Raw genomic sequence first — 21,482 nt, 5'->3', positions numbered from 1 at the left:
CCGACCCTGTCTCGGAGAGGACGCGATGGACAAGCAGCGGGACTTCGTACTGCGAACGATCGAGGAGCGCGGCGTCAAATTCGTGCGGCTCTGGTTCACCGATGTGATCGGCACCCTGAAGTCGGTCGCGATCGCCCCGGCAGAGGTCGAGGGTGCTTTCGCGGAGGGCCTGGGCTTCGATGGCTCGGCCATCGAGGGACTGACCCGAAGCTACGAGTCGGACCTGCTCGCGCACCCCGACCCGACGACGTTCCAGCTCCTGCCCTGGCGCGGCGAGATCGACCCCACCGCTCGGATGTTCTGCGACATCACGACGCCGGACGGCCAGCCCGCCGTCGCCGACCCGCGCAACGTGCTCAAGCGGACCCTCGCGAAGGCCGCGGACGCCGGGTTCACGTTCTACACGCACCCCGAGATCGAGTTCTACCTGCTGAAGTCGTCGTCGTACGGGCCCGACGGTCCCGAGCCGGTCGACTCCGCCGGCTACTTCGACAACGTCCCCGGCGGCACGGCGCATGACTTCCGCCGGCGCTCGGTGCGGATGCTCGAAGACCTCGGCATCTCGGTCGAGTACAGCCACCACGAGGGCGGCCCGGGCCAGAACGAGATCGACTTGCGCTACGCCGATGCCCTTGCGACGGCCGACAACATCATGACCTTCCGGACCGTCATCAAGGAAGTGGCGATCGAGCAGGGTGTGTACGCGACCTTCATGCCGAAGCCCCTCAGCGGCCACCCGGGCAGTGGGATGCATACCCACATGTCGCTCTTCGAGGGCGACGTGAACGCGTTCTACGAAGAGGGTGCGCAGTACCAGCTCTCGCAGACCGGTCGACAGTTCATCGCCGGTCTCCTCCGTCACGCCAACGAGATCTCGGCGGTCACCAACCAGTTCGTGAACTCGTACAAGCGTCTGTGGGGCGGCGACGAGGCCCCCAGCTTCATCACGTGGGGTCACAACAACCGCTCGGCGCTCGTGCGCGTGCCCATGTACAAGCCGAACAAGAGCCAGTCGTCCCGCGTGGAGTATCGTGCGCTCGACTCGGCTGCCAACCCGTACCTTGCCTACGCACTGCTGCTCGCAGCGGGACTGAAGGGCATCGAAGAGGGCTACGAGCTTCCCGCCGAGGCCGAGGACAACGTCTGGTCGCTCACCGATTCGGAGCGTCGGGCCCTCGGTTACGCGCCGCTTCCCGCGAGCCTCGATCACGCTCTCGAGTACATGGAGGAGTCCGAGCTCGTCGCCGAGACGCTCGGCGAGCAGGTGTTCAACTACGTGCTGTTGAACAAGCGTCGCGAGTGGCAGAACTACCGCGCCCAGGTGACGCCGTTCGAGCTCAAGAGCAACCTGGAGATGCTCTGAGGCCATGACCCGGTCACCTCGTTCGACCGGGCTGACGGGGCTGGCCCGGGCGGGCTTCGATGACCTCGCGCGCGCGGATGCCGACCTCGCCGAGCTCGCCGAGCTGACCGGCATCGAGCGCGAGGAGCTCGTCGGATCGGCGGAGCTGGCGGCGGACCCCGACGGAGCGGTGGCGGCGCTGCTGCGCATCGCCCGCCGGGATGCCGAGATCGTCACCGACACGCTGCGACGGCGGCCTGCGGCGGTGTGGTCGGTGCTCGGCGCGTCGCTCGGGCTGGCCGACTTCTACCTGCGGCATCCCGAGGAGCTCGCCGATCTCGCCTCCGACGGCGACGGACTTCCCACACGCGACGAGCTGAGCGCGCAGATGCTGGATGCCGTCGGCGCCGAGGACGGCTTCGCGGCCTCCTGGGGTGACGAGGCCTGGGTCGCGCTGCGGGTACGATACCGCCGGATGCTGGCGCGCATCGCACGGTTCGACCTCGCGGCATCCGACCCGACGATCATCCTGCACGCGGTCGCTGCGGCCCTCGCCGACGCTGCCGGTGCCGCCCTCGAGGCGTCTCTCGCCGTCGCGCGCAGCAGGCTCGTCGCCGGCGTCCCCGGCGCGGCGCGTTCCGAGCGCGACGCCGTCGCCGCGACTCGCCTCGCGATCATCGGGATGGGCAAGTCCGGGGCGCGCGAACTGAACTACGTCAGCGACGTCGACGTCATCTTCGTCGGCGGATCAGCCGACGAAGCCGTCGTCTCGGAGTCGCAGGCCGTCGAGATCGCGACGAGACTCGCGATCCAGACGATGCGGGGCATCTCGGAGGTGGAGGTCGAGCCGCCCCTGTGGGAGGTCGACCCGAACCTGCGGCCCGAGGGGAAGCAGGGGGCACTCGTGCGCACCCTCGAGTCGCACGTCGCCTACTACGACCGCTGGGCGAAGAGCTGGGAGTTCCAGGCTCTGCTCAAGGCGCGGCCGCTCGCCGGTGACCCGGAGCTGGGGGAGCAGTACGTCGACGCTGTCCAGCCGATGGTGTGGGCGAGCGCGGCTCGCGAGAACTTCGTCGAGAGCGTGCAGAACATGCGCGAGCGGGTGACCGACCACATCCCACCGGGCGAGGTCGCGCGGCAGCTCAAGCTCGGACCGGGCGGCATCCGCGATGTCGAGTTCACCGTCCAGCTGCTGCAACTCGTGCACGGCGCCTCCGATGACCGCATCCGGGAACGGTCGACTCTGGACGCCCTCGACGCGCTCGTGTCGGAGGGGTACATCGGACGCGAGGACGCGTCACGCTTCGCATTCGACTACCGGCGTCTGCGCGTCATGGAGCACAGGCTGCAGCTGCGCGAGCTGCGCCGGACCCATCTCATGCCCGAGGACGGGGCGGCGCTGCGAACGCTCGCGCGCTCGTCGCGCATCGGCGACGGCGGCGACCGGGTCGTCGCGGTGTGGGAGGAGATCAAGCGCGAGGTGCGTGAGATCCACGTGCGGCTGTTCTACCGGCCGCTCCTCTCGGCCGTCGCGGCGCTGCCCGCCGATGAGCACACGCTCTCGCCCGACGCGGCGAAGGCCCGTCTCGCCGCGATCGGGTTCCGTGATCCCGCGGGCGCGCTGCGGCACATCGGCGCCCTGACGAGCGGCCTCAGCCGCAAGGCCGTCATCCAGCGACACCTCATGCCGGTCATGATCCGCTGGTTCGCCGATGGCGTCGATCCGGACTACGGACTGCTCGCGTTCCGCCGCGTCAGCGAACGGCTGGGGAACACGCCGTGGTTCCTTCGGATGCTGCGCGACTCGGCGGGCGCCGCCGAGCGTCTCACCCGCCTGCTCTCGGGCTCGCGCTACGTGGGCGAACTGATGGAGTGGATCCCCGAGTCGATCGCCTGGCTCGACTCGCCTGATCAGCTCCGGCCGCGACCCGGATTCGTGCTGCAGGAGGAGGCGCGCGCGATCCAGACCCGACACGCCTCGATCGATGACGCGATGTCGGCGGTCCGCGCCCTCCGGAGGCGTGAGCTGCTGCGCCTGGCGATGGCGGCCGTCGTCGGCGAGCTGTCGATCGAAGAGCTCGCCGAAGGCCTGACCACCATCACGGAGGTCACCATCCAGGCGACGCTGCGCGCCGTCCGGCGCGAGGTGGTGCCGCCAGAGGACGACCGCCTCGACTTCTCGGTCATCGCAATGGGGCGTTTCGGCGGTGCCGAGCTCGGGTTCGGATCGGACGCCGACATCATCTACGTCTTCGACGCGAATGGGGTGCCGGCGCAGCGGGCTCAGGAGCTCGCCCTCCAGCTCGTTCACGGCGTGCGCCGATACTCCGAGGATCACCGTCTGCCGCTCGAGCTCGACGCGGGCCTGCGCCCCGAAGGCCGCAACGGTCCACTCGTGCGCTCGCTGGAGTCGTACGCGGAGTACTACCGGCGCTGGTCGCTGTCGTGGGAGGCGCAGGCGCTTCTGCGCGCTCGGGGCGTCGCGGGCAGTGTGACGCTCATCGATCGCTTCCTCGCCCTCGCCGACGACCTGCGTTATCCGGTGGCCCCCGACCCTCAGGGCCTCCGCGAGATCCGGCGTATCAAGGCGCGCGTCGAGAGCGAGCGACTGCCCCAGGGGCAGGACCGCTCCCGGCACCTCAAGCTCGGTCCGGGGGGCCTGAGCGATGTCGAATGGCTCGTGCAGCTCATCCAGCTCGAGCACGCGCACCGCGTAGCGGGCCTGCGCACGACCTCGACGATCGCCGCACTCGAGGCGGCAGTAAAGGCCGACCTCATCCCGCGGGATGCCGCGGAGAAGCTCGCTGCGGCATGGCGGCTGGCGAGTCGGCTGCGCTCGGCGAACACCCTGCTGTCGGGACAGACGAGCGACGTCCTGCCGACCGATCGTGGCCGACTGGACGGAATCGGTCGTTTGCTGGAGTATCCGGCGCGATCGGCGACCATCGTGGAGGAGGATTGGATGCGCGCTGCGCGTCAAGCCCGCCGCGTGTTCGAGAAGCTCTTCTACGGCTAAGGGGAAACATGTCGGTTGGTCTGCTGGCTGTCGTCGACGACATCCTGAGCGCGGCGCTGCGCGCCTCCGCGAAGTCGGCGGGTGTCGTGATCGACGATGCCGCGGTGACGCCCCAGTACGTGCAGGGGATCACGCCCGCTCGGGAACTGCCGGTCGTGGGGAAGATCGCGCTCGGCTCGATCGCGAACAAGTTCCTCATCATCATCCCGGTCGCGCTGCTGCTGACCGCGTTCGCGCCGGCTGTGCTGCCCTTCCTTCTCATCCTCGGTGGAATGTTCCTCTGCTACGAGGGAGCCGAGAAGGTGCTGGAGTGGTTCGGGGTGCACCACGGGGCGGAGGACGACGGCCCGCGCGACGAGAAGAAGCTCGTGCTCGGCGCTGTCCGCACCGACCTCATCCTCTCAGCCGAGATCATGCTCATCTCGCTCTCGAACCTCGACGAGGGGATGGGCATCTGGCAGACCCTCGCTGTCCTGGCCGTGATCGCCCTGCTCATGACGGGAATCGTCTACGGAGCGGTCGCGCTCCTGGTGAAGATCGACGACATCGGCCTGCGGATGGCGAAGAACGCGTCATCTCGCGTCCGGCACACCGGCATGCGGATCGTCCGGTCGATGCCCGCTGTGTTCCGCGTGATCAGCGTCGTGGGCACCGTCGCGATGCTGTGGGTGGGCGGTCACCTCGTGCTCGCGAACCTCGGCGAGGTTGGGGTGACCTTCACCCTCGACCTGCTGCACGGGGTGGAGCACCTGCTCGAAGCCGCGGGCGGTGTGGTCGTCTGGATCGGCGAGACGGCCGTGTCGGCGATCGCCGGGCTGCTCGCCGGGCTCGTGATCGTCGGTGTGCTCACGGTGATCCGGCGCCTCCGGCACAGCGAACCGCAGCATGCCGGAGGCGCCGGCACGCATTGAGCGTCAGCGCTCGCCGCGCTCGGCGTTCGGAATCCGGTTCTGCTCCGCCTCGACGGGGTCGGTGTCGAGATCGGGCACGATCGAGGTGTCGTCGCGATCGGTGTCCTGCGCGGCGGGGTCGGCGATGGGCTGCTGGTCACGGGATGCATCGGTCATGACAGCAGTCCACCGCGGCGTCGGCATCCGGTCACGGTGGTTGACACGAAGTCAAGCCGCCTGCACTCGGTTCCCGGCTCTCATAGCCTGACGAGGTGATGACGACCTCGACGCTGCCTCGCCCGGAGCGTGTCGGATGGTCGCCCCGGCGGATCTCCGTCGACGGGCTCGCGTTCCGCGTCTGGAGCTCCGCCACTGAAGCGTCGCCTCCGAACATCGTGCTTCTCCACGGGGTGGGGATGTCGCACCGCTCGTTCCTCCGGCTGCACCCGCTGCTCGCGCGGAGCGCATCGGTGCACAGCGTTGATCTGCCCGGCTTCGCGGGCCTGCCGGCGCCGCGTCGGAATGTGCCGGTCGCCGCAATGTCGGATGCGCTGGCGGAGGTGCTGGGCCGCGTGCTCGCGGGACCCGCTGTCCTCGTCGGGCACTCGATGGGGGTGCAGTGGGCGGTGGAGACGGCGTCGCGGCATCCGGATCTGGTGAGTGGGCTCGCCCTGATCGGCCCGGTCGTCGATGATCACCACCGCACGCTCGGCGCGCAGGCCCTGGCACTGTCCCGCGATGGACTGCTCGAGCCGCCCCGGGTGAACGCCCGCGTCACGCTCGACTACTTCCGAACCGGCCCCCGCTGGTTCTTCGCGCAGGTCCGGCACATGCTCGCCTATCCCATCGAGGAGCGCGTGGCGCAGCTGAACGTGCCGACGCTTCTCGTACGCGGCGGCCGCGACCCGATCGCGGGGGACGCGTGGGTCGAGCGCCTCGCCGCCCGAACGGCACGGGGCAGCGTCCTCGTCGTACCGGGTAAGGGCCACCACGTCGAGCGCACCGCGGCGGAACCTGTCGCCCGCGGCATCCTCGCGATGGCCGCGTCGAGGGACCCGGGAGAGGGCCCGTGATCTTCCGCCCCGTGAGGAATGCCGCGTGGTGGATCGCGGACTACGCCTACGCCGTCGTCTGGCAGGCTCGCGCCTTCTTCTCGCGGACGGATCCCGGCGACTTCGGGTCGGGGGATGGCACGCCCATCGTGGTGCTGCCCGGCGTCTACGAGACGTGGCGCTTCCTGCAGCCCCTGATCACCGAGCTGCACGACCGCGGGCATCCGGTTCATGTGATCGCCGCGTTGGGGCGGAACCGCTGGCCGGTGCCGCGTGCCGCGCGCCACGTCGCGGAGTACCTGCAGCAGCACGATCTCGACGACGTCGTGATCGTCGCGCACAGCAAGGGCGGCCTCGTCGGCAAGCAGGTCATGGCGGATGCCGCCGTCGGCGGTCGGGTCCGGGGGATGGTCGCCGTCGCGAGTCCGTTCGCCGGATCGGTCTACGGCCGGCTCATGCTCGTGCCGACGCTGCGTGCGTTCTCGCCGACTGCGCCTGGGATTCTGGCGCTGGCGCGCGAAGTCGCACCCAACCCGCACATCGTGTCGGTCTACGGCGAATTCGACCCTCACATTCCGGGTGGAAGCGAGCTCGACGGCGCCCGCAACGTCCGGCTGGAGACTGGAGGACATTTCCGCATCCTCGCGCACCCGCGGGTCATCGCCGAGGTCGTGCGGCTGGCCGAGTGACGCTCGTCAGTTGATGATCTCGGCGTGTTCCGCCGCCATCCGATCGATGCGCTCCCGTCGGTGGGCTCCGGGCGGTAGTTCGATGGGAAGCCCGGGGTGAGCAGGTCGCCGGCTCGGAGCGACGCCTTCGTACCGGGAAATGATTGAGCCCCGCCGCCCGGCTCGGAGAGCGGGCGACGGGGCTCGTCACGGCTGGTGCGTCAGACGCCGAAGTACAGCTCGTACTCGTAGGGGTGAGGACGCGCGTTGATCGGCTGGATCTCGTTCTCGATCTTGTACTCGATCCAGGTCTCGATCAGCTCGGGCGTGAAGACGCCGCCGGCCAGCAGGAACTCGTGGTCGTTGCGCAGCGCCTCGAGGGAGTCGAGCAGCGAGTTCGGAACCTGCGGGATGTTCTTGGCCTCCTCGGGCGGCAGCTCGTAGAGGTCCTTGTCGACCGGCTCGTGCGGCTCGATGCGGTTCTTGATGCCGTCGAGGCCGGCCATCATCTGAGCGGCGAAGGCGAGGTACGGGTTGCCCGAGGCGTCCGGGGCGCGGAACTCGATGCGCTTGGCCTTGGGGTTGGTGCCCGTGATCGGGATGCGGACGGCCGCCGAACGGTTGCCGGCCGAGTAGACCAGGTTGACCGGAGCCTCGTAGCCCTTGACGAGACGCTTGTACGAGTTGAGCGTCGGGTTGGTGAACGCCAGGACCGCGGGAGCGTGCTTGAGCAAGCCGCCGATGTACCAGCGCGCGATGTCGGAGAGCCCGCCGTAGCCCTTCTCGTCGTAGAAGAGGGGCTCGCCGTTCAGCCACAGCGACTGGTGGGTGTGCATGCCCGAGCCGTTGTCGCCGAAGAGGGGCTTGGGCATGAAGGTCGCGACCTTGCCCCACATCTCGGCGGTGTTCTTGACGATGTACTTGAACTTCAGGATGTCGTCCGCCGAGTGCACCATGGTGTCGAAGCGGTAGTTGATCTCCTGCTGTCCACCGGTGCCGACCTCGTGGTGGGCGCGCTCGAGCACGAGGCCCGACTCGATGAGCTTGAGCGAGATGTCGTCGCGCAGGTCGGCGGTCTTGTCGACCGGCGAGACGGGGAAGTAGCCGCCCTTGTACGCGGTCTTGTTGGCGAGGTTGCCGCCCTCTTCGACGCGGCCGGTGTTCCAGGCGCCCTCTTCGGAGTCGACGGAGTAGAAGCTCGAGTTCTGCTTCACTTCGTAGCGGACGTCGTCGAAGATGTAGAACTCCGCCTCGGGGGCGAAGAACGCGGTGTCGGCGATACCGGTCGAAGCGAGGTACTTCTCGGCCTTCTTCGCGACCTGGCGCGGGTCCTTCGCGTAGATCTCGCCGTTGCGCGGGTTGTAGATGTCGAAGATCATGATCAGCGTCTTCGCCTCGCGGAACGGGTCGACGTAGGCCGTCGAGACGTCCGGGATCAGCTGCATGTCCGACTCGTGGATGTTCGCGAAGCCGCGAATGGACGAGCCGTCGAACAGCTGACCGACCGTGAAGAACTCCTCGTCGACGGTCGAGGCCGGGATGTTGAAGTGCTGCTGCACGCCAGGGAGGTCCGTGAAACGGATGTCGAGGAACTTGACGTCCTCGTCCTGGATGAACTTGAGCACCTCGGAAGAATCTTTGAACATGGAGTCTCCAAGATCGGGTGAGGAACAGCCTGGAGTCATCCAGACCTCTTCGAACCTATCGGCATCCAGTTGCCCGGCAGTATCTCGGATGTTTCCGGGATGTTACGCGGCCGGCCCCCGTTTAGGCTGGGGGAGTGCCCGAACCCCTGCGCGAGAACACCTATCCCGGCGAGCGGTTGGGGCGTCCCGAGTACGGCCCCGGCAGCGTCGGCCGCCTGGGACGGCGGCTCGCGGCGCTGGTGATCGACTACGCCGCGGCCACGCTGCTCGCGACCGCGTTCCTCGGTTTCAACCAGTTCGCTCTTCCGGGCGAGGCGGGAGTGACGCAGTTCGCGCCGATCACCGTCTTCGCCGCGCTCCAGGTCATCTTCATCCCGCTCATCGGGGGCAGCCCGGGTCACCGCATCGTGGGCCTGCGCCTCGAGCTCCTGCACGGCGGCTGGACGGGCCTCTGGCGTCCGATCATCCGGACGCTGCTCCTCGTCCTCGTCATCCCCGCCGTCGTGTTCGATCCCGACCAGCGGGGCCTCCACGACAAGGCGGCCGGCACGATCCTCGTCCGGGCCTGATCCCACCAGCCTCGGGTCGGGTGGAGCTCAGCGGGGTCGCTGGGCGCGGGCCTTCATCGGGTCGACGCCCTTCGGGATCGGCAGCGAGGTGACCGACTGCGAGACGGACTCGATGCGCTTGATGACGGCCGCCATCGTCGTACGGTCGATCGCCTTCGGCAGCGCCTTGATGGTGGGGGCGAGCTTGGCGATGGGGACCTCGTCCTCGCCGTGGCCGACGTACAGCACGTGGATCGGCACACCCGAGGCCACGCGCTTGACCTTGCTGCGCTCGTCGTTGATCAGTCGCGTCAGACGTCCGCGGGCACCCTCGCCGATGATGACGACACCGCCACGGCCGACGGCCCGGTAGACCGCTTCCTGAGTCTTCGGGTTCACGCCGACGGGCATCTCCGAAGCCTGCCACTTTCGGCCGAGGTTGGTCGAGATGATGTGCCCCGTCGCTCCCGGCATCCCGTCGATGCGCTTGTACATCGCCCGGGTCGCCAGTCGCGTCATGGTGATCATGGCGCCGAGGATGCCGAAGAGCAGACCCGTGACGCCCCACAGGATGATGCTCCAGATCGCTCCCGGCGGGATGAGGAAGCCCACGAGGACGCCGAGACCGATGCCGACGACCACGATGCCGATGAGCAGCCACGGCAGCCAGCTGTAGTACTCCTTCGTGAAGGTGAAGAGGGAGCGGAGCTGGGAGAAGAATCCGGGGCGCTTCTCGGGTGCGGTGCTGCGGGACGACATGCTCACAGCCTACCTTTTCGGCCGCCCCGTTCCGCCTGCACAGGCACCGTCGCGCGATCACTGTGCACATCGGCACCGGAAGGTCGCAGGCGCGCCGGGCGCCATCGCGAGACTGGGGCCATGATCCGAACGGGCAATCTCGACGTCACCACTCCGTTACGCCGCGTCGCGCCTCCGGAGGTGCCTTTCGCCGGGGAGATCCTGGCGACGTCCGACGGCGCGGTGTACCGAGTCTCTGCGGCGGACGTGCCGCGTCCGGTGTGGGCGGCGCGGCCGGACGGTCACCTGCTCGCCGTCGAGGACGTGGACCGGATCGCGGGGACGACCGTGGCGATTCTGCCGTTGCTCGACACACGCCTGTGCGGTGGTGAGCAGCCGTTCGACCTCACGCCCGGCCAGGCGGTGACACTTGCGGTCAGCGTCCTCCGAGGGGCGGCCGAAGCGGCGGAATCGGACTGCCACGAGGGGGAGTGGTGGTCGACGACCCAGGGACGACCTGTGCTCGTGCCGAGCGGAGACCGCGCATGGGAACTCTCGTCGCGGCTGGTGCTCGACCGGATCGCGGACGCCGTGCTGCCCCGGCGGATCCGTGACCGACTCGACGAGGCGCTGAGCGACCGGGTCACGCTGCCTTTCACGGTGCCCGGCCTCGAGGACGACCTCTTCGCGGTGGCGACCCCGGAGCCGTTCGCGGTGTCGGTGTCGGCGTCATCTCCGTCCGCGCGCAACGTTCGCGAGCACGACACCGCTGGCCATCTCGGCGCCCGGCCGGGCCCGGCTCCGCTGGCACGGGATGCTGCCGCCGGGCTCGTCGACGGCGAGGTCGTCGAGCGCCTGACCGATGTTCTCAGCTCGGTGCGCGCCGCAGTCCGACGCGTGTCCGACCGGCTCCCGGCCCGGCGGCGAGGCCATGGCGCCGAGGCCGACGACAAGAGCGGGGGAACCGCGACCGGGCGGCGACGCGTCCCGATGGTCGCGCTCGCCGCGGTCGCCACGACGCTCGTGGTGGGTCTGCTGTGGCCGGAGGGTGGCGAGAGCGACAACGGATCCGCCTCGGCCCGAGACGTGCCCGAAGACTCGATCATGCGCCCGACGCCGAGGCATGACGCAGCACAGGAGACGTCGGCCGCGCCGGTCCCCGCCGCCGAGGAGGCTCCTGCGCCGGTCTCCGGCGCGCCCGAAGACGACGAGGAGGCCGACCCGGTCGGGAGCGCCATCGACGAACTCGCGCGATGCTGGCGGGAGGAGGATGAGCAATGCCGTGCGGCGATCCTGGAGCGTCCGGATGCGGCGCTCCCGGAAGGCGTCGCGACGTCCGCCGGCCCCCGAGAGGTGGCCCTCCTGGATGATCTGGGCGGAGTCGAGGTGGTTCGCGTCGACGACCCATCCGGGACGCTGCCTGCGCAAGTCGTCGTGCTGGTTCGGCGTGACGACAAACGGCTGGTCCGCGACGTGTATGACGTCGCGGACCAGCCGTGAGGTGGGTGCTCAGCTGGTCAGTAGCCGAGGTTCCCCTCGAACTGGGCGCCCTCGAGGCGTGCCTTCATCGCGCTCAGGAATCGAGCTGCGTCGGCGCCGTCGATGGTGCGGTGGTCGTACGAGAGCGCGAGGTATACGTACGAGCGCACCGAGATCGCGTCCTTGCCGTCCACCGTCACGACGCCGGGGCGCTTGTAGACGATGCCGGTGCCGAGGATCGCCGACTGCGGCAGGAACACCACCGGGGTGTCGAAGAGCGCGCCGCGCGATCCGGTGTTGGTGATGGTGAACGTTCCGCCTGCGAGCTCATCGGGCTTCAGCTTGTTGTCACGCGTGCGTGCGGCGAGGTCTGCGATGTCCTGAGCGATCTGGGCCAGGTTCTTCGAGCCTGCGTCGCGCAGCACGGGCGTGAGCAACCCGCGCTCGGTGTCGACCGCGATCGAGATGTTCTCGGTGGCGGGGTAGACGATCTCTTCGCCGTCGACCGTCGAGTTGACGATCGGGAAGGTCTGCAGCGCCTCGGCTGCAGCGAGGGCGAAGAAAGGCAGGAACGACAGCTTCGCGCCGGTCTTCTCGTTGAAGTCGACCTTCACCTTGTCGCGGAACGCGGACAGCTTGGTGACGTCCACCTCGACGACGGTCGTCAGCTGAGCGGTCTGCTGCATCGACTCGACGGCGCGCTTGGCGAGCACCTTGCGCAAGCGCGACATCGGCGCGCGCGTTCCGCGCAGCTCCGAGACCTCGACCTGCGCGGGGGCGGCGGGAGCCTCCGCGGATGCGGCGGCGGGCTGGGCCGATGCTGCTTCCGCGGCCTTGAGGACGTCTTCCTTGCGGATGCGACCGCCGACGCCGCTGCCCTTGATCGACGACAGATCGACGCCCTGCTGCTGGGCGAGGCGACGCACGAGCGGCGTGACGTAGGTGACGCCGTCGTTGTCGGAGGCGGACGCTGCTTCAGCGGCCGGAGCCGCCGGAGCCGCCGGAGCCGCCGGAGCAGCCTGCGGAGCGGAAGCTGCCTGCTGAGCCGGAGCGGCCTGCTGAGCCGGAGCGGGCGCCGATTCCTGCGCGGGGGCCTCGGCCGGCGCGGCGGGCTTCTCAGCTGCGGGCTCGGGCGCTGCGGCGGGCTCGGGGGCGGCGGGCGCTTCCGCGGCCGGGGCGGGAGCACCCGAGCCGATGCGCGCGAGTGCCGAGCCGACCTCGACGGTCTCGTCCTCCTGGACGAGGATCTCGACGAGCGTGCCGGCGAAAGGCGCGGGGATCTCGGTGTCGACCTTGTCGGTGGAGATCTCGAGAAGCGGCTCGTCGACCGCGACGTCGTCGCCGATCTGCTTGAGCCAACGGGTGACGGTGCCCTCGGTCACGCTCTCGCCGAGCTCGGGGAGCACGACATCCTTCGCGTCGCCGGATGCTGCCGGAGCGGGAGCGGCCTGCTGGGGTGCGGCGGGTGCCTCGGCGGCAGGAGCCTCCTCCGCGGGAGCGGGAGCCTCCTCAGCCGGAGCCTGTTCGGACGGTGCGTCGCTTGCGGGCGCGCCCGAACCGTCACCGATCTTCGCCAGAACGGCGCCGACCTCGACGGTCTCGTCCTCCTGCACGAGGATCTCTTCGATGACGCCGCTCACGGGCGACGGAATCTCGGTGTCCACCTTGTCGGTGGAGATCTCGAGAAGACCCTCGTCTTCCTGGATGGTGTCACCGACCTTCTTGAGCCAGCGGGTCACCGTTCCCTCGGTGACGCTCTCTCCGAGCGCGGGGAGGACCACGGAAGTGCTCATGAATCTGTCTCCTTCAAGAAATGCCGATGTCCTTCTAGCTTACTGATCTGCATCGGTCGACCGGTCAGAGCGCGTGCAGCGGTTTGCCCGCCAGCGCCAGGAATGCTTCTCCGAGAGCTTCGCTCTGCGTCGGATGGGCGTGGATGAAAGGTGCGATGTCCTCGGGATGGGCTTCCCAGCCCACCGCGAGCTGGCCCTCGGTGATGAGCTCCCCGACGCGATCGCCGGCGAGGTGCACCCCGACGATGGGGCCATCGAGTCGTCGAACGACCTTGACCAGGCCCGCCGTCCCCAGGATCTCGCTCTTGCCGTTTCCGGCGAGGTTGTACTCGCGCACCACGATCGCGTCACCGTGCTCGGCACGGGCCTGCTCCTCCGTCAGCCCGACGGATGCGACCTCCGGGCTGCTGTAGGTGACGCGCGGCACGAGGCTGTCGGGGATGACGGTCGGGCGCAGGCCCGCGATCTCCTCGGCCACGAAGATGCCCTGCTGGAAGCTGCGGTGAGCGAGCTGCAGGCCCTGGACGATGTCGCCGACGGCCCACACCCGGTCGCGCGTCGTGCGCAGCCGCTCGTCGACGCGGACGAAGCCGCGATCGAGCTCGACTCCGGCCTCTTCGAGACCGAGACCGGCCGTCGCGGGGCCGCGGCCGACGGCGACCAGCAGGACGTCGGCCTCGAGCTCGGTGCCGTCTTCGAGCGACACCCGGACGCCGTCCGCTCGGCTCTCGGCGCCGGCGAAGCGCACTCCGGTGCGAGCGCTGATCCCGCGCTTGCGGAACGCGCGCTCGACGGCCTTGCTCATGGCGGCATCCTCAGCGGGCAGCAGCCGGTCGAGAGCCTCGATGATCGTCACCTCGGCGCCGAAGGATCGCCAGATGCTGGCGAACTCGACTCCGATGACGCCGCCGCCGAGGATGATGGCATGCCGCGGCACCGTGCCGAGTGCCAGGGCGCCCTCGCTCGTGATGATCCGATCGTCGAGCTCGAGTCCGGGCAGCGATCGGCTGTACGAGCCGGTGGCCAGCACGACATCCGTGCCGCGGTAACGGTCGTCGCCGACGGTCACGCCGCCGTCCGCCTCGAGTGTGCCCTCGCCGTGCACGACGGTGATCTTCCGTGCCGCGATCAGGCCCTCGAGGCCTTTGTGCTTCTTGGCCACGATGCCCTCGCGATATGCGTGGACACCAGCGATGTCGATTCCCTCGAGCGTGGCGCGCACGCCGACGTGCTCCGAGCCGCGGATGCTGTCGGCGACCTCTGCGGAGTGCAGGAGCGCCTTGGTGGGGATGCAGCCGCGGTGCAGGCACGTTCCGCCGAGCTTGTCCTTCTCGATGAGCACGACTGATGAGCCGAGTTCCGCGGCGCGCAGTGCGGTCGCGTAACCGCCGCTGCCACCGCCGAGGATCACCAGATCGACGCTGTGATCGGTCATCGCTGCGGACCCCGGAGGTACTCGACGAGCGAGCGGACGGTCGCCGCGGTCGGGCCCTTGTCGGTGCCGCCGAAGGCGGCCTTCGTCGTACCCGACCCGGCGATGTCGAGGTGGATCCAGGGGATCCGAGGAGCGTCGTCATCGTCACCCGTACGCCCGACGAAGCGCTGGAGGAAGAGGCCCGCGAAGAGGGAGCCGCCCGAGGGGTCGCCGATCTTCGCGTTCTGCATGTCGGCGATCGGCGAGTCGAGCTCGTCCTCCATGTGAGCGGGGAGCGGCAGGTGCCATGCGTCCTCGCCCGCCCGCTCGGCCGCCGCCAGATAGTCGGCGACGGCGGCCTCGTCTCCCATGACACCGGTGTGCCGGTTGCCGAGGGCGACGATGATCGCCCCGGTCAGAGTCGCGACGTCGACGATCGCGTCCGGCCGCGTTCGGCTGGCAGCGACGATGCCGTCGGCGAGGACGAGGCGCCCCTCGGCGTCGGTGTTCAGAACCTCGACGGTCGTGCCGTCGAGCATGCGGAGCACGTCGCCCGGGCGCGTCGCGCGCCCCGAGGGCATGTTGTCGGCGACGCAGAGCCATGCCGAGACGCGCACCGGAAGGGCGAGCGCCGCGGCCGCCTGGACGACCGCCAGCACCGTCGCGGCACCGGCCATGTCGTACTTCATGCCGACCATGCTCGCCGGGGGCTTGAGCGAGAGGCCTCCCGTGTCGAAGGTGATGCCCTTGCCCACCAGTGCCACGTGACGTGCGGCGTCCGCGGGGGAGTAGTCGATGCGAACGACGCGGGGCGGGCGGTCGGAGCCCTGCCCGACGCCGAGCACCCCACCGAAGCCCTGACGTTCGAGCTCGCTCTCGTCGAGGACTTCGACCTCGACGGGGAGCCCCGCGACGGCCTCGATCGCGCGCTCCGCGAGGTCTGCGGGCGACAGCCACTCGGCGGGCGTGCTGACCAGGTCCTTCACCAGCGCGAGCGCCCGACCCAGAGCGTTGACGGCCGCGACGTCCTCGGCGGACGGCTCAGCCGACGAGTGGATCGTGACCCGTTCCGCGCGCGATTTCGGCGTGCCGCCCTTGTACCCGGCGAAGCGGTACCCGCCGATGGCGGCACCCTCCGCGAGAGCGCCCCACGCATCCGCCGCCGCGAGCGGCGCGGCCACGGCGAGCGAGGCGAAACCTGTCGTGACGCGAACTGCCGTGCCGACGGCGTCGCGCAGCGCGGCGGCGTCGGGATCGGTTCCCGATCCGACGACGACCACGGGGGTCGACGACACGGCCGGCAGGAAGACGCGATGGACCGATCCTCGCGCGCCGGTGAACCCGACGGCGGTCAGCATCTCGGTGATGCCCGGCCAGTCGGCGACGTCGGCCTGCTCATCGAGCGGTGGCAGAACGAGGACGAGAGCGTCGGCGTCGGATTCGGTGACGGGCGCGCTGCTGTGCGCGATCTCGGGGAACGGCATCCTCCCATCCTAGGTTCGCGCGCCGCGGGCGTTCGCTGACAGCGAGGGGGTGAGCCGCCTCGGGGGTGTGATGGGCCTCGTAGAGTTGAACCATGCCGCTGTCCGGACCGCTCTACGCACGTGCCGCCGGGTCTCCGCCCGTCCCCGCGGGGCTGCCGCTCGTCATCGCGCTGACCGGGTTCACGGATGCCGGCGGTGCGGTCTCGCGCATCGTCGAGTACTTCCGTGGCGAGCTCGACCCCACGACGGTCGTCGCGTTCGACAACGACGTCCTGTTCGACTACCGCGCACGACGGCCGATCGTCACCTTCGACGAGGATCACCTCACCGACTACCGCGCGCCGCGGTTGGAGCTCTCTCTCGCGCACGACTCGCTCGGCCAGCCGTTCGTGCTGCTCGCCGGCTACGAGCCCGACTTCGCGTGGGAGGCGTTCGCCGAAACCGTCGTGGGTCTGGCCGAGGGGATGCAGGTCGCCTCGATCACGTGGGTGCACGCGATTCCCATGCCCGTGCCGCACACGCGACCCATCGGCGCGACGGTCAGCGGTACCCGCTCCGAACTCACGGCGGCCCACTCCGTCTGGCAGCCCCGAACGCAGATCCCCGCCACGGCGGGCCATCTGCTCGAGCTCCGTCTCGCCGAGGCCGACGCGCGCGTCGCGGGCTTCGCCCTGCTCGTGCCCCATTACCTCGGTGAGACCGAGTACCCGGCTGCGGCCATCGCCGGCCTCGACAGCCTGAGCGTCGCGACCGGGCTCGTCTTCGACAGCGACACGTTGCGCAACGAGAACCGTGACTACCTCGAGAAGGTCGCTGATCAGGTTTCCGGCAGCGAAGAGCTGACGACCATGCTGCACACGCTCGAGGAACGCTACGACTCGTACATGGCGGGGTCGGCGCTCGGACAGCCCATCATCCATACGGGTGATCTTCCGAGTGCGGATGAGCTCGCTGCCGAGCTCGAACGATTCCTCGCTTCGCGCCCGCCAGGGGACGACGACAAGCGCGGTCGCTCCTGAGCTTGCCCCTCCGGCCCTGGTCATCTCCGATGGTGGGAATGCCCCGTAGGCCGTCGGCGTTCTCATAGGAATGAATGCTTGCGCAGGAACAGCGCACGAGATATGAGACAATGAAGGACCTGACCCGTTGTCGATCCTGTGCTCCTCGTCGTTCGAGTGGCGGGGGACTTGACAAGGGTCTTACTAGTGTCCGAGAACCCGGTGCGTTCGCACCGGTGAGAGGCTAACCGTGACGTCAGGCACGAAGACCACCCGCACCCGCGCGAGCGAGGACACCGAACTCGTCGAGGACGCGCCCGCTACCGCAGCGAAGGCTGCGCCCAAGAGCGCCACGAAGAAGGCGCCTGCGAAGAAGACCGCCGCGAAGAAGGCCGCCCCCGCGAAGGCTTCCAAGGCGAAGGCCAAGGCCGACGACGAAGAGATGGACGACGAGGACGTCGAGGACGACGTCGAGGTCGACACCGACGACGTGACCGACGACGCCGCCCCCGCGGGCGATGCGGCCAAGGCCGACGACGACGAGGACGACGACGAGTCGAAGAAGCCCGTCGTCACCGAGGCGCTGCCGACCGGCGCCATCGTCATCTCGTCGAGCGACGAGGAGGACGTCCCCGTCTACTCGACGCAGATCACCGGCGCGACGGCAGACCCGGTCAAGGACTACCTCAAGCAGATCGGCAAGGTCCCGCTGCTGAACGCGGCCGAAGAGGTCGAGCTCGCGATGCGCATCGAAGCCGGCCTCTTCGCCGAAGAGAAGCTCTCCCACATGTCGGCGGCCGAGAAGTCGAACCAGCTCGGTCTCGACCTGCAGTGGGTCGCACGTGACGGTCAGCGCGCCAAGAGCCACCTTCTGGGCGCTAACCTGCGTCTGGTCGTCTCGCTCGCCAAGCGCTACACCGGCCGCGGGATGCAGTTCCTCGACCTCATCCAGGAGGGCAACCTCGGTCTCATCCGTGCCGTCGAGAAGTTCGACTACACGAAGGGCTTCAAGTTCTCGACCTATGCGACGTGGTGGATCCGTCAGGCGATCACGCGCGCCATGGCAGACCAGGCCCGTACGATCCGCATCCCGGTGCACATGGTCGAGGTCATCAACAAGCTCGCCCGCGTGCAGCGTCAGATGCTGCAGGACCTCGGACGCGAGCCCACGCCCGAAGAGCTGAGCCGTGAACTCGACATGACCCCCGAGAAGGTCATCGAGGTGCAGAAGTACGGTCGTGAGCCGATCTCGCTGCACACACCCCTCGGTGAAGACGGCGACAGCGAGTTCGGTGACCTCATCGAGGACACCGAGGCGGTCGTCCCGGCCGACGCGGTCGGCTTCACCATGCTGCAGCGTCAGCTCGAGTCGCTCCTCGACTCGCTCAGCGAGCGCGAGGCCGGCGTCATCCGCATGCGCTTCGGCCTCGGCGACGGCCAGCCGAAGACGCTCGACCAGATCGGCGACACGTTCGGCGTGACTCGCGAGCGCATCCGTCAGATCGAGTCGAAGACGATGGCGAAGCTGCGCCACCCGTCGCGTTCGCAGTCGCTGCGGGACTACCTCGAGTGACCGGCGCCGCCAACGAGGGCAAGGCTCTCGAGGTCGTCGTCGACGGCACGTCCTACGCGCGGATCCCGATCCGCACCCGCGTGGTGATGCCGGGCGACGATCTCGAGGCCGTCATCTCGGAATACGCCACGTCCACCGTCCAGCCGGGAGACCTGCTCTTCGTCACCGAGAAGATCGTGGCGATCACGCAGGGTCGTTCCTACACGCTCGACGAAATCGAGGTGCGCCCGCTCGCCCGATTCCTGTCGAAGTACGTCACGCGCACCCCGTACGGCATCGGCCTCGGCATGCCCGAGACGATGGAGATGGCACTCCGCGAGTGCGGCACGCCGCGCATCCTCTTCGCCGCCGCCGTCAGCGCCGTCACGAAGGTCTTCGGCCGCCGGGGCGACTTCTACCGCGTGGCCGGAGACAAGGCGCGCGCCATCGACGGGCCCACGTCCGGAACCATCCCGCCCTACAACAAGGCGGTCGTCCTCGGGCCTACCGACCCGAAGGGTGTCGCCGCGCGGATCAAGTCGCAGCTGGGCGGCGTCGCCGAGGTCGCGGTGGTCGACATCAACGACATCGGCGGCAACATCCTCGGCTCGACGCTCGACAAGGCCGGAGAGCAGCGGCTCGTGCGGATCCTCCGCGACAACCCGCTCGGTCAGGGCCACGAGTCGACGCCGCTCGGCGTCATCCGCGAGGTCTGACGTGGGAGCGGTGAACCGGCTCTACCGGCGTGCGCGTTTCTTCGTCCGTCGCGTCTCATCGTTCGACCGCGAGCGGGTGCTCCAGTTCGCCCGCCAGTCCGCTGCGCTCTCGAAGGCGCCGGTGTGGTGGGTCGCCGCCGACATGGCGTGGTGCGCCGTTCGCTACGAGACGACCTTCGAGAACTATTCGGAGTGGGATTTCCGGATCCTGAAGGCGCGTGAGCGCCGGACATACATGACCGACCCGAAGTCGTTCCACCTGTCGCGGCGTCTCAACGACAACTCAGTGCGCGGCGTCTTCGACGACAAGCTCCAGTTCGCCCAGCGGTTCGGTGACGAGCTCGGACGGGCGTGGCTCGATGTCACCACCTCCGACGCGGCGGCCCTCGCCGCTTTCCTCGACGGTCGCGACCGCGTCATCACCAAGAACCCCGGGGGAGTCGGCGGCAACGGCATCACGATGCGCGAGGTCGCCTCGATCGATGACGTCGCCGCGCTTCGCGAGGAGCTTCTGGCGTCGGGTGAGACGCTCGTCGAAGAGGTCCTGGTGCAGCATCCGGAGATGGCGCGGCTCTATCCCGGCAGCGTCAACTCGCTCCGCGTGGTGACCTATCGAGACCCCGACGATGTGGTTCACGTCCTCGCCTCGGTGCTGAAGGTGGGCAATGGGGGAGTGATCGACAACTTCTCCAACGGTGGCATGTACACGATGCTCGACGACGAGGGCCGCGCCCTCCACGCCGCGAGCGATGAAGAAGGCCGCCCGTTCGAGACGCACCCGATCACCGGAGTTCCGATCACGGGCTACCAGGTTCCGCTCTACCCGCAGGTGCTCGAGCTCGTCGATCGGCTCGCCCGACGGGTTCCCGAGATGCCGTACATCGGCTGGGACATCGCGATCACGCCCGAGCGGCCCGTCGTCATCGAGGGCAATCACAACACGGGTGTGTTCCAGTCGAAGCCGTCGGTGTCGGGCATCCGGCGCGGGCTGCTGCCGCGCTACCGCGCCGCCATGCGCTTCTGAGGTCCGCTGGATCCGCCACCGGAACACCGAGAAACACGGAGAGAACGAGCAATGGGTCGATCACGCGTACGGCTGGGCTACCTCCTCGACCGTGCCCGCAACGTCCGGGTCGGCAACCTCGTCGAGTTCGGGCGCCAGGTGCAGAAGGTGTCGAAGGCACCGCTGCCGCTGATCATCGCCGACATGCTCTGGTGCTCGGTCAAGTACGACATGGGATTCCGCGATTACGCGGTCTGGGACATCCGTCTGCTGAACGCGCGCGAGCGCGCCACCTGGATGACGCACCCGAAGTCGTTCCGGATCACCCGCATGCACAACACGCCCGAGGGGCGCGCGAAGCTGGAGGACAAGCGCCGGTTCGCTCGCGAGTACGCCGACCTGCTCGGCCGCGAGACGCTCGACCTGCGCGATGTCGACGACGCGGAACTCGGTGCGTTCCTCGGCCGCCACCCGAAGGTTCTGGCGAAGCCGCTCGACGGACACGGCGGCGGCGGGATCACCCTGCACGAGAACGTGACGGATGCTGCGGCCTTCCGCGCCGAGGCCACCGCCGCCGGGCAGTCGATCGTCGACGAGTTCATCGTGCAGCATCCCGAGATGGCCTCGCTCTACCCCGACAGCGTCAACACGGTACGGATGATCACGTTCCTCACCCCGGAGGGCGATGTGCGCCTCCTCGCCGGTGTGCTGCGGATCGGCAACGGCGACGTCATCGACAACTTCGCCTCGGGCGGGATGTTCACGATGCTCGACGAGCACGGCGTCGCGCTCTACCCGGGCGTGGACAAGAACTCGAACGTCTACCGCGAGCACCCCGTGACCGGCACCCCGATCGTCGGCTTCACCGTTCCGTTGTTCGACCAGGTGCTCGCGCTGACCGAACAGCTGGCTCGCCGGACGCCGGAGGCGCCCTACGTCGGATGGGACCTGGCGGTCACGCCGAACGGTCCGGTCGTCATCGAGGGCAATCACAACTCGAGCGTGTTCCAGCCCAAGCCGTCGGCCTCGGGCGTGCGCACCGGCCTGCTTCCCGTGTACCAGGCGGCCGTCGGGTTCTGACCTGACGACCGGGAACTGCGCCGCGGTTCCCGGTACGCGAAAGCCCCGAGCGCGATGCTCGGG

At 68.9% G+C, this 21,482-nt stretch carries 18 protein-coding genes; 12 read left to right on the top strand and 6 right to left on the bottom strand.

Going from position 1 to position 21,482, the window contains the following annotated elements; translation table 11 throughout:
- Positions 1-25 precede the first annotated feature (25 nt).
- Genes glnA (ACLBWJ_RS03170) through ACLBWJ_RS03160 form a run of 3 tightly spaced genes read left to right on the top strand, consistent with a single transcriptional unit; the run spans position 26 to position 5,269 of the window.
- Positions 26-1,363 carry a type I glutamate--ammonia ligase gene (glnA, locus tag ACLBWJ_RS03170; protein ID WP_064956796.1) on the top strand — a complete coding sequence of 446 codons (1,338 nt, stop codon included), beginning with the start codon at positions 26-28 and terminating at the stop codon, positions 1,361-1,363.
- A 4-nt stretch (positions 1,364-1,367) separates the two neighbouring features.
- Positions 1,368-4,358: a bifunctional [glutamine synthetase] adenylyltransferase/[glutamine synthetase]-adenylyl-L-tyrosine phosphorylase gene (locus tag ACLBWJ_RS03165; RefSeq protein WP_447659727.1), complete on the top strand. Its 2,991-nt coding sequence runs from the start codon at positions 1,368-1,370 to the stop codon at positions 4,356-4,358.
- An 8-nt stretch (positions 4,359-4,366) separates the two neighbouring features.
- Positions 4,367-5,269 (top strand): DUF808 domain-containing protein, encoded by a 903-nt coding sequence (locus tag ACLBWJ_RS03160; RefSeq protein WP_323987535.1) that lies wholly within the window; start codon positions 4,367-4,369, stop codon positions 5,267-5,269.
- A 3-nt stretch (positions 5,270-5,272) separates the two neighbouring features.
- On the opposite strand, the gene ACLBWJ_RS03155 is transcribed toward ACLBWJ_RS03160, so the two are convergent.
- Positions 5,273-5,425: a hypothetical protein gene (locus tag ACLBWJ_RS03155; protein WP_269266545.1), complete on the bottom strand. Its 153-nt coding sequence runs from the start codon at positions 5,423-5,425 to the stop codon at positions 5,273-5,275.
- A 98-nt stretch (positions 5,426-5,523) separates the two neighbouring features.
- On the opposite strand from ACLBWJ_RS03155, the gene ACLBWJ_RS03150 reads away from it, so the two are divergent.
- Both ACLBWJ_RS03150 and ACLBWJ_RS03145 read left to right on the top strand, forming a co-directional pair.
- A complete protein-coding gene (locus ACLBWJ_RS03150; protein WP_447659726.1) occupies positions 5,524-6,321 on the top strand; it encodes an alpha/beta fold hydrolase in 798 nt (265 codons plus the stop codon).
- A gap of 11 nt (positions 6,322-6,332) precedes the next feature.
- Entirely contained in the window at positions 6,333-6,989 is a 657-nt protein-coding gene (locus ACLBWJ_RS03145) for an esterase/lipase family protein (protein ID WP_447659725.1), read from the top strand.
- Positions 6,990-7,189: 200 nt separating this feature from the next.
- Here ACLBWJ_RS03145 and glnA (ACLBWJ_RS03140) read toward each other — a convergent pair whose 3' ends face one another.
- Positions 7,190-8,614, bottom strand: coding sequence for a type I glutamate--ammonia ligase (gene glnA, locus ACLBWJ_RS03140; protein WP_023951345.1), 1,425 nt, complete (start codon positions 8,612-8,614; stop codon positions 7,190-7,192).
- Positions 8,615-8,748: 134 nt separating this feature from the next.
- Between glnA (ACLBWJ_RS03140) and ACLBWJ_RS03135 the strand changes: the two genes are divergently transcribed.
- Complete coding sequence (locus ACLBWJ_RS03135; protein WP_240309658.1) at positions 8,749-9,183, top strand: RDD family protein; 435 nt, start codon at positions 8,749-8,751, stop codon at positions 9,181-9,183.
- 27 nt (positions 9,184-9,210) lie between these two features.
- On the opposite strand, the gene ACLBWJ_RS03130 is transcribed toward ACLBWJ_RS03135, so the two are convergent.
- Positions 9,211-9,921, bottom strand: a complete 711-nt coding sequence (locus ACLBWJ_RS03130) for a DUF4191 domain-containing protein (protein WP_112614144.1) — start codon at positions 9,919-9,921, stop codon at positions 9,211-9,213.
- 120 nt (positions 9,922-10,041) lie between these two features.
- Here ACLBWJ_RS03130 and ACLBWJ_RS03125 point away from each other — a divergent pair, with 120 nt between their 5' ends.
- Complete coding sequence (locus ACLBWJ_RS03125; RefSeq protein WP_447659724.1) at positions 10,042-11,400, top strand: hypothetical protein; 1,359 nt, start codon at positions 10,042-10,044, stop codon at positions 11,398-11,400.
- Between the two features lie 17 nt (positions 11,401-11,417).
- On the opposite strand, the gene sucB is transcribed toward ACLBWJ_RS03125, so the two are convergent.
- The 3 genes from sucB to ACLBWJ_RS03110 all read right to left on the bottom strand — a co-directional run bounded on the left by sucB (position 11,418) and on the right by ACLBWJ_RS03110 (position 16,070).
- The gene (gene sucB / locus ACLBWJ_RS03120) at positions 11,418-13,172 is read right to left on the bottom strand and encodes a 2-oxoglutarate dehydrogenase, E2 component, dihydrolipoamide succinyltransferase (protein WP_447659723.1); all 1,755 of its coding nucleotides are present in this window, start codon (positions 13,170-13,172) and stop codon (positions 11,418-11,420) included.
- 64 nt (positions 13,173-13,236) lie between these two features.
- Complete coding sequence (lpdA, locus tag ACLBWJ_RS03115) at positions 13,237-14,607, bottom strand: dihydrolipoyl dehydrogenase (protein WP_404568066.1); 1,371 nt, start codon at positions 14,605-14,607, stop codon at positions 13,237-13,239.
- Positions 14,604-16,070 carry a leucyl aminopeptidase gene (locus tag ACLBWJ_RS03110; protein ID WP_274177684.1) on the bottom strand — a complete coding sequence of 489 codons (1,467 nt, stop codon included), beginning with the start codon at positions 16,068-16,070 and terminating at the stop codon, positions 14,604-14,606. Before ACLBWJ_RS03110 ends, lpdA begins: the two co-directional genes overlap by 4 nt.
- Before the next feature lie 92 nt (positions 16,071-16,162).
- Between ACLBWJ_RS03110 and ACLBWJ_RS03105 the strand changes: the two genes are divergently transcribed.
- The 5 genes from ACLBWJ_RS03105 (at position 16,163) to ACLBWJ_RS03085 (ending at position 21,419) form a co-directional block, all read left to right on the top strand.
- Positions 16,163-17,089, top strand: a complete 927-nt coding sequence (locus ACLBWJ_RS03105) for a proteasome assembly chaperone family protein (RefSeq protein WP_112614154.1) — start codon at positions 16,163-16,165, stop codon at positions 17,087-17,089.
- Positions 17,090-17,318: 229 nt separating this feature from the next.
- On the top strand, positions 17,319-18,641 hold the full coding sequence (locus ACLBWJ_RS03100; RefSeq protein WP_447659722.1) for an RNA polymerase sigma factor: 1,323 nt from the start codon (positions 17,319-17,321) through the stop codon (positions 18,639-18,641).
- On the top strand, positions 18,638-19,336 hold the full coding sequence (locus ACLBWJ_RS03095; RefSeq protein WP_114587847.1) for a coenzyme F420-0:L-glutamate ligase: 699 nt from the start codon (positions 18,638-18,640) through the stop codon (positions 19,334-19,336). Before ACLBWJ_RS03100 ends, ACLBWJ_RS03095 begins: the two co-directional genes overlap by 4 nt.
- A 10-nt stretch (positions 19,337-19,346) precedes the next feature.
- Entirely contained in the window at positions 19,347-20,360 is a 1,014-nt protein-coding gene (locus ACLBWJ_RS03090) for a sugar-transfer associated ATP-grasp domain-containing protein (protein ID WP_240309657.1), read from the top strand.
- 51 nt (positions 20,361-20,411) lie between these two features.
- Positions 20,412-21,419, top strand: a complete 1,008-nt coding sequence (locus ACLBWJ_RS03085) for a sugar-transfer associated ATP-grasp domain-containing protein (RefSeq protein ID WP_274177685.1) — start codon at positions 20,412-20,414, stop codon at positions 21,417-21,419.
- The last annotated feature ends 63 nt before the right edge of the window (positions 21,420-21,482 follow it).

This window comes from Microbacterium sp. M4A5_1d, assembly GCF_053345465.1.
Note: the sequence above shows the minus strand (reverse complement) of the source record. Positions and strands in the feature narration are given on the sequence as shown.

Coding starts and splice junctions, on each gene's coding strand:
- glnA (WP_064956796.1), top strand. CDS start 26: ATGGACAAGCAGCGGGACTTCGTACTGCGAACGATCGAGGAGCGCGGC.
- ACLBWJ_RS03165 (WP_447659727.1), top strand. CDS start 1,368: ATGACCCGGTCACCTCGTTCGACCGGGCTGACGGGGCTGGCCCGGGCG.
- ACLBWJ_RS03160 (WP_323987535.1), top strand. CDS start 4,367: ATGTCGGTTGGTCTGCTGGCTGTCGTCGACGACATCCTGAGCGCGGCG.
- ACLBWJ_RS03155 (WP_269266545.1), bottom strand. CDS start 5,425: ATGACCGATGCATCCCGTGACCAGCAGCCCATCGCCGACCCCGCCGCG.
- ACLBWJ_RS03150 (WP_447659726.1), top strand. CDS start 5,524: ATGACGACCTCGACGCTGCCTCGCCCGGAGCGTGTCGGATGGTCGCCC.
- glnA (WP_023951345.1), bottom strand. CDS start 8,614: ATGTTCAAAGATTCTTCCGAGGTGCTCAAGTTCATCCAGGACGAGGAC.
- ACLBWJ_RS03130 (WP_112614144.1), bottom strand. CDS start 9,921: ATGTCGTCCCGCAGCACCGCACCCGAGAAGCGCCCCGGATTCTTCTCC.
- ACLBWJ_RS03125 (WP_447659724.1), top strand. CDS start 10,042: ATGATCCGAACGGGCAATCTCGACGTCACCACTCCGTTACGCCGCGTC.
- sucB (WP_447659723.1), bottom strand. CDS start 13,172: ATGAGCACTTCCGTGGTCCTCCCCGCGCTCGGAGAGAGCGTCACCGAG.
- lpdA (WP_404568066.1), bottom strand. CDS start 14,607: ATGACCGATCACAGCGTCGATCTGGTGATCCTCGGCGGTGGCAGCGGC.
- ACLBWJ_RS03110 (WP_274177684.1), bottom strand. CDS start 16,070: ATGCCGTTCCCCGAGATCGCGCACAGCAGCGCGCCCGTCACCGAATCC.
- ACLBWJ_RS03105 (WP_112614154.1), top strand. CDS start 16,163: ATGCCGCTGTCCGGACCGCTCTACGCACGTGCCGCCGGGTCTCCGCCC.
- ACLBWJ_RS03085 (WP_274177685.1), top strand. CDS start 20,412: ATGGGTCGATCACGCGTACGGCTGGGCTACCTCCTCGACCGTGCCCGC.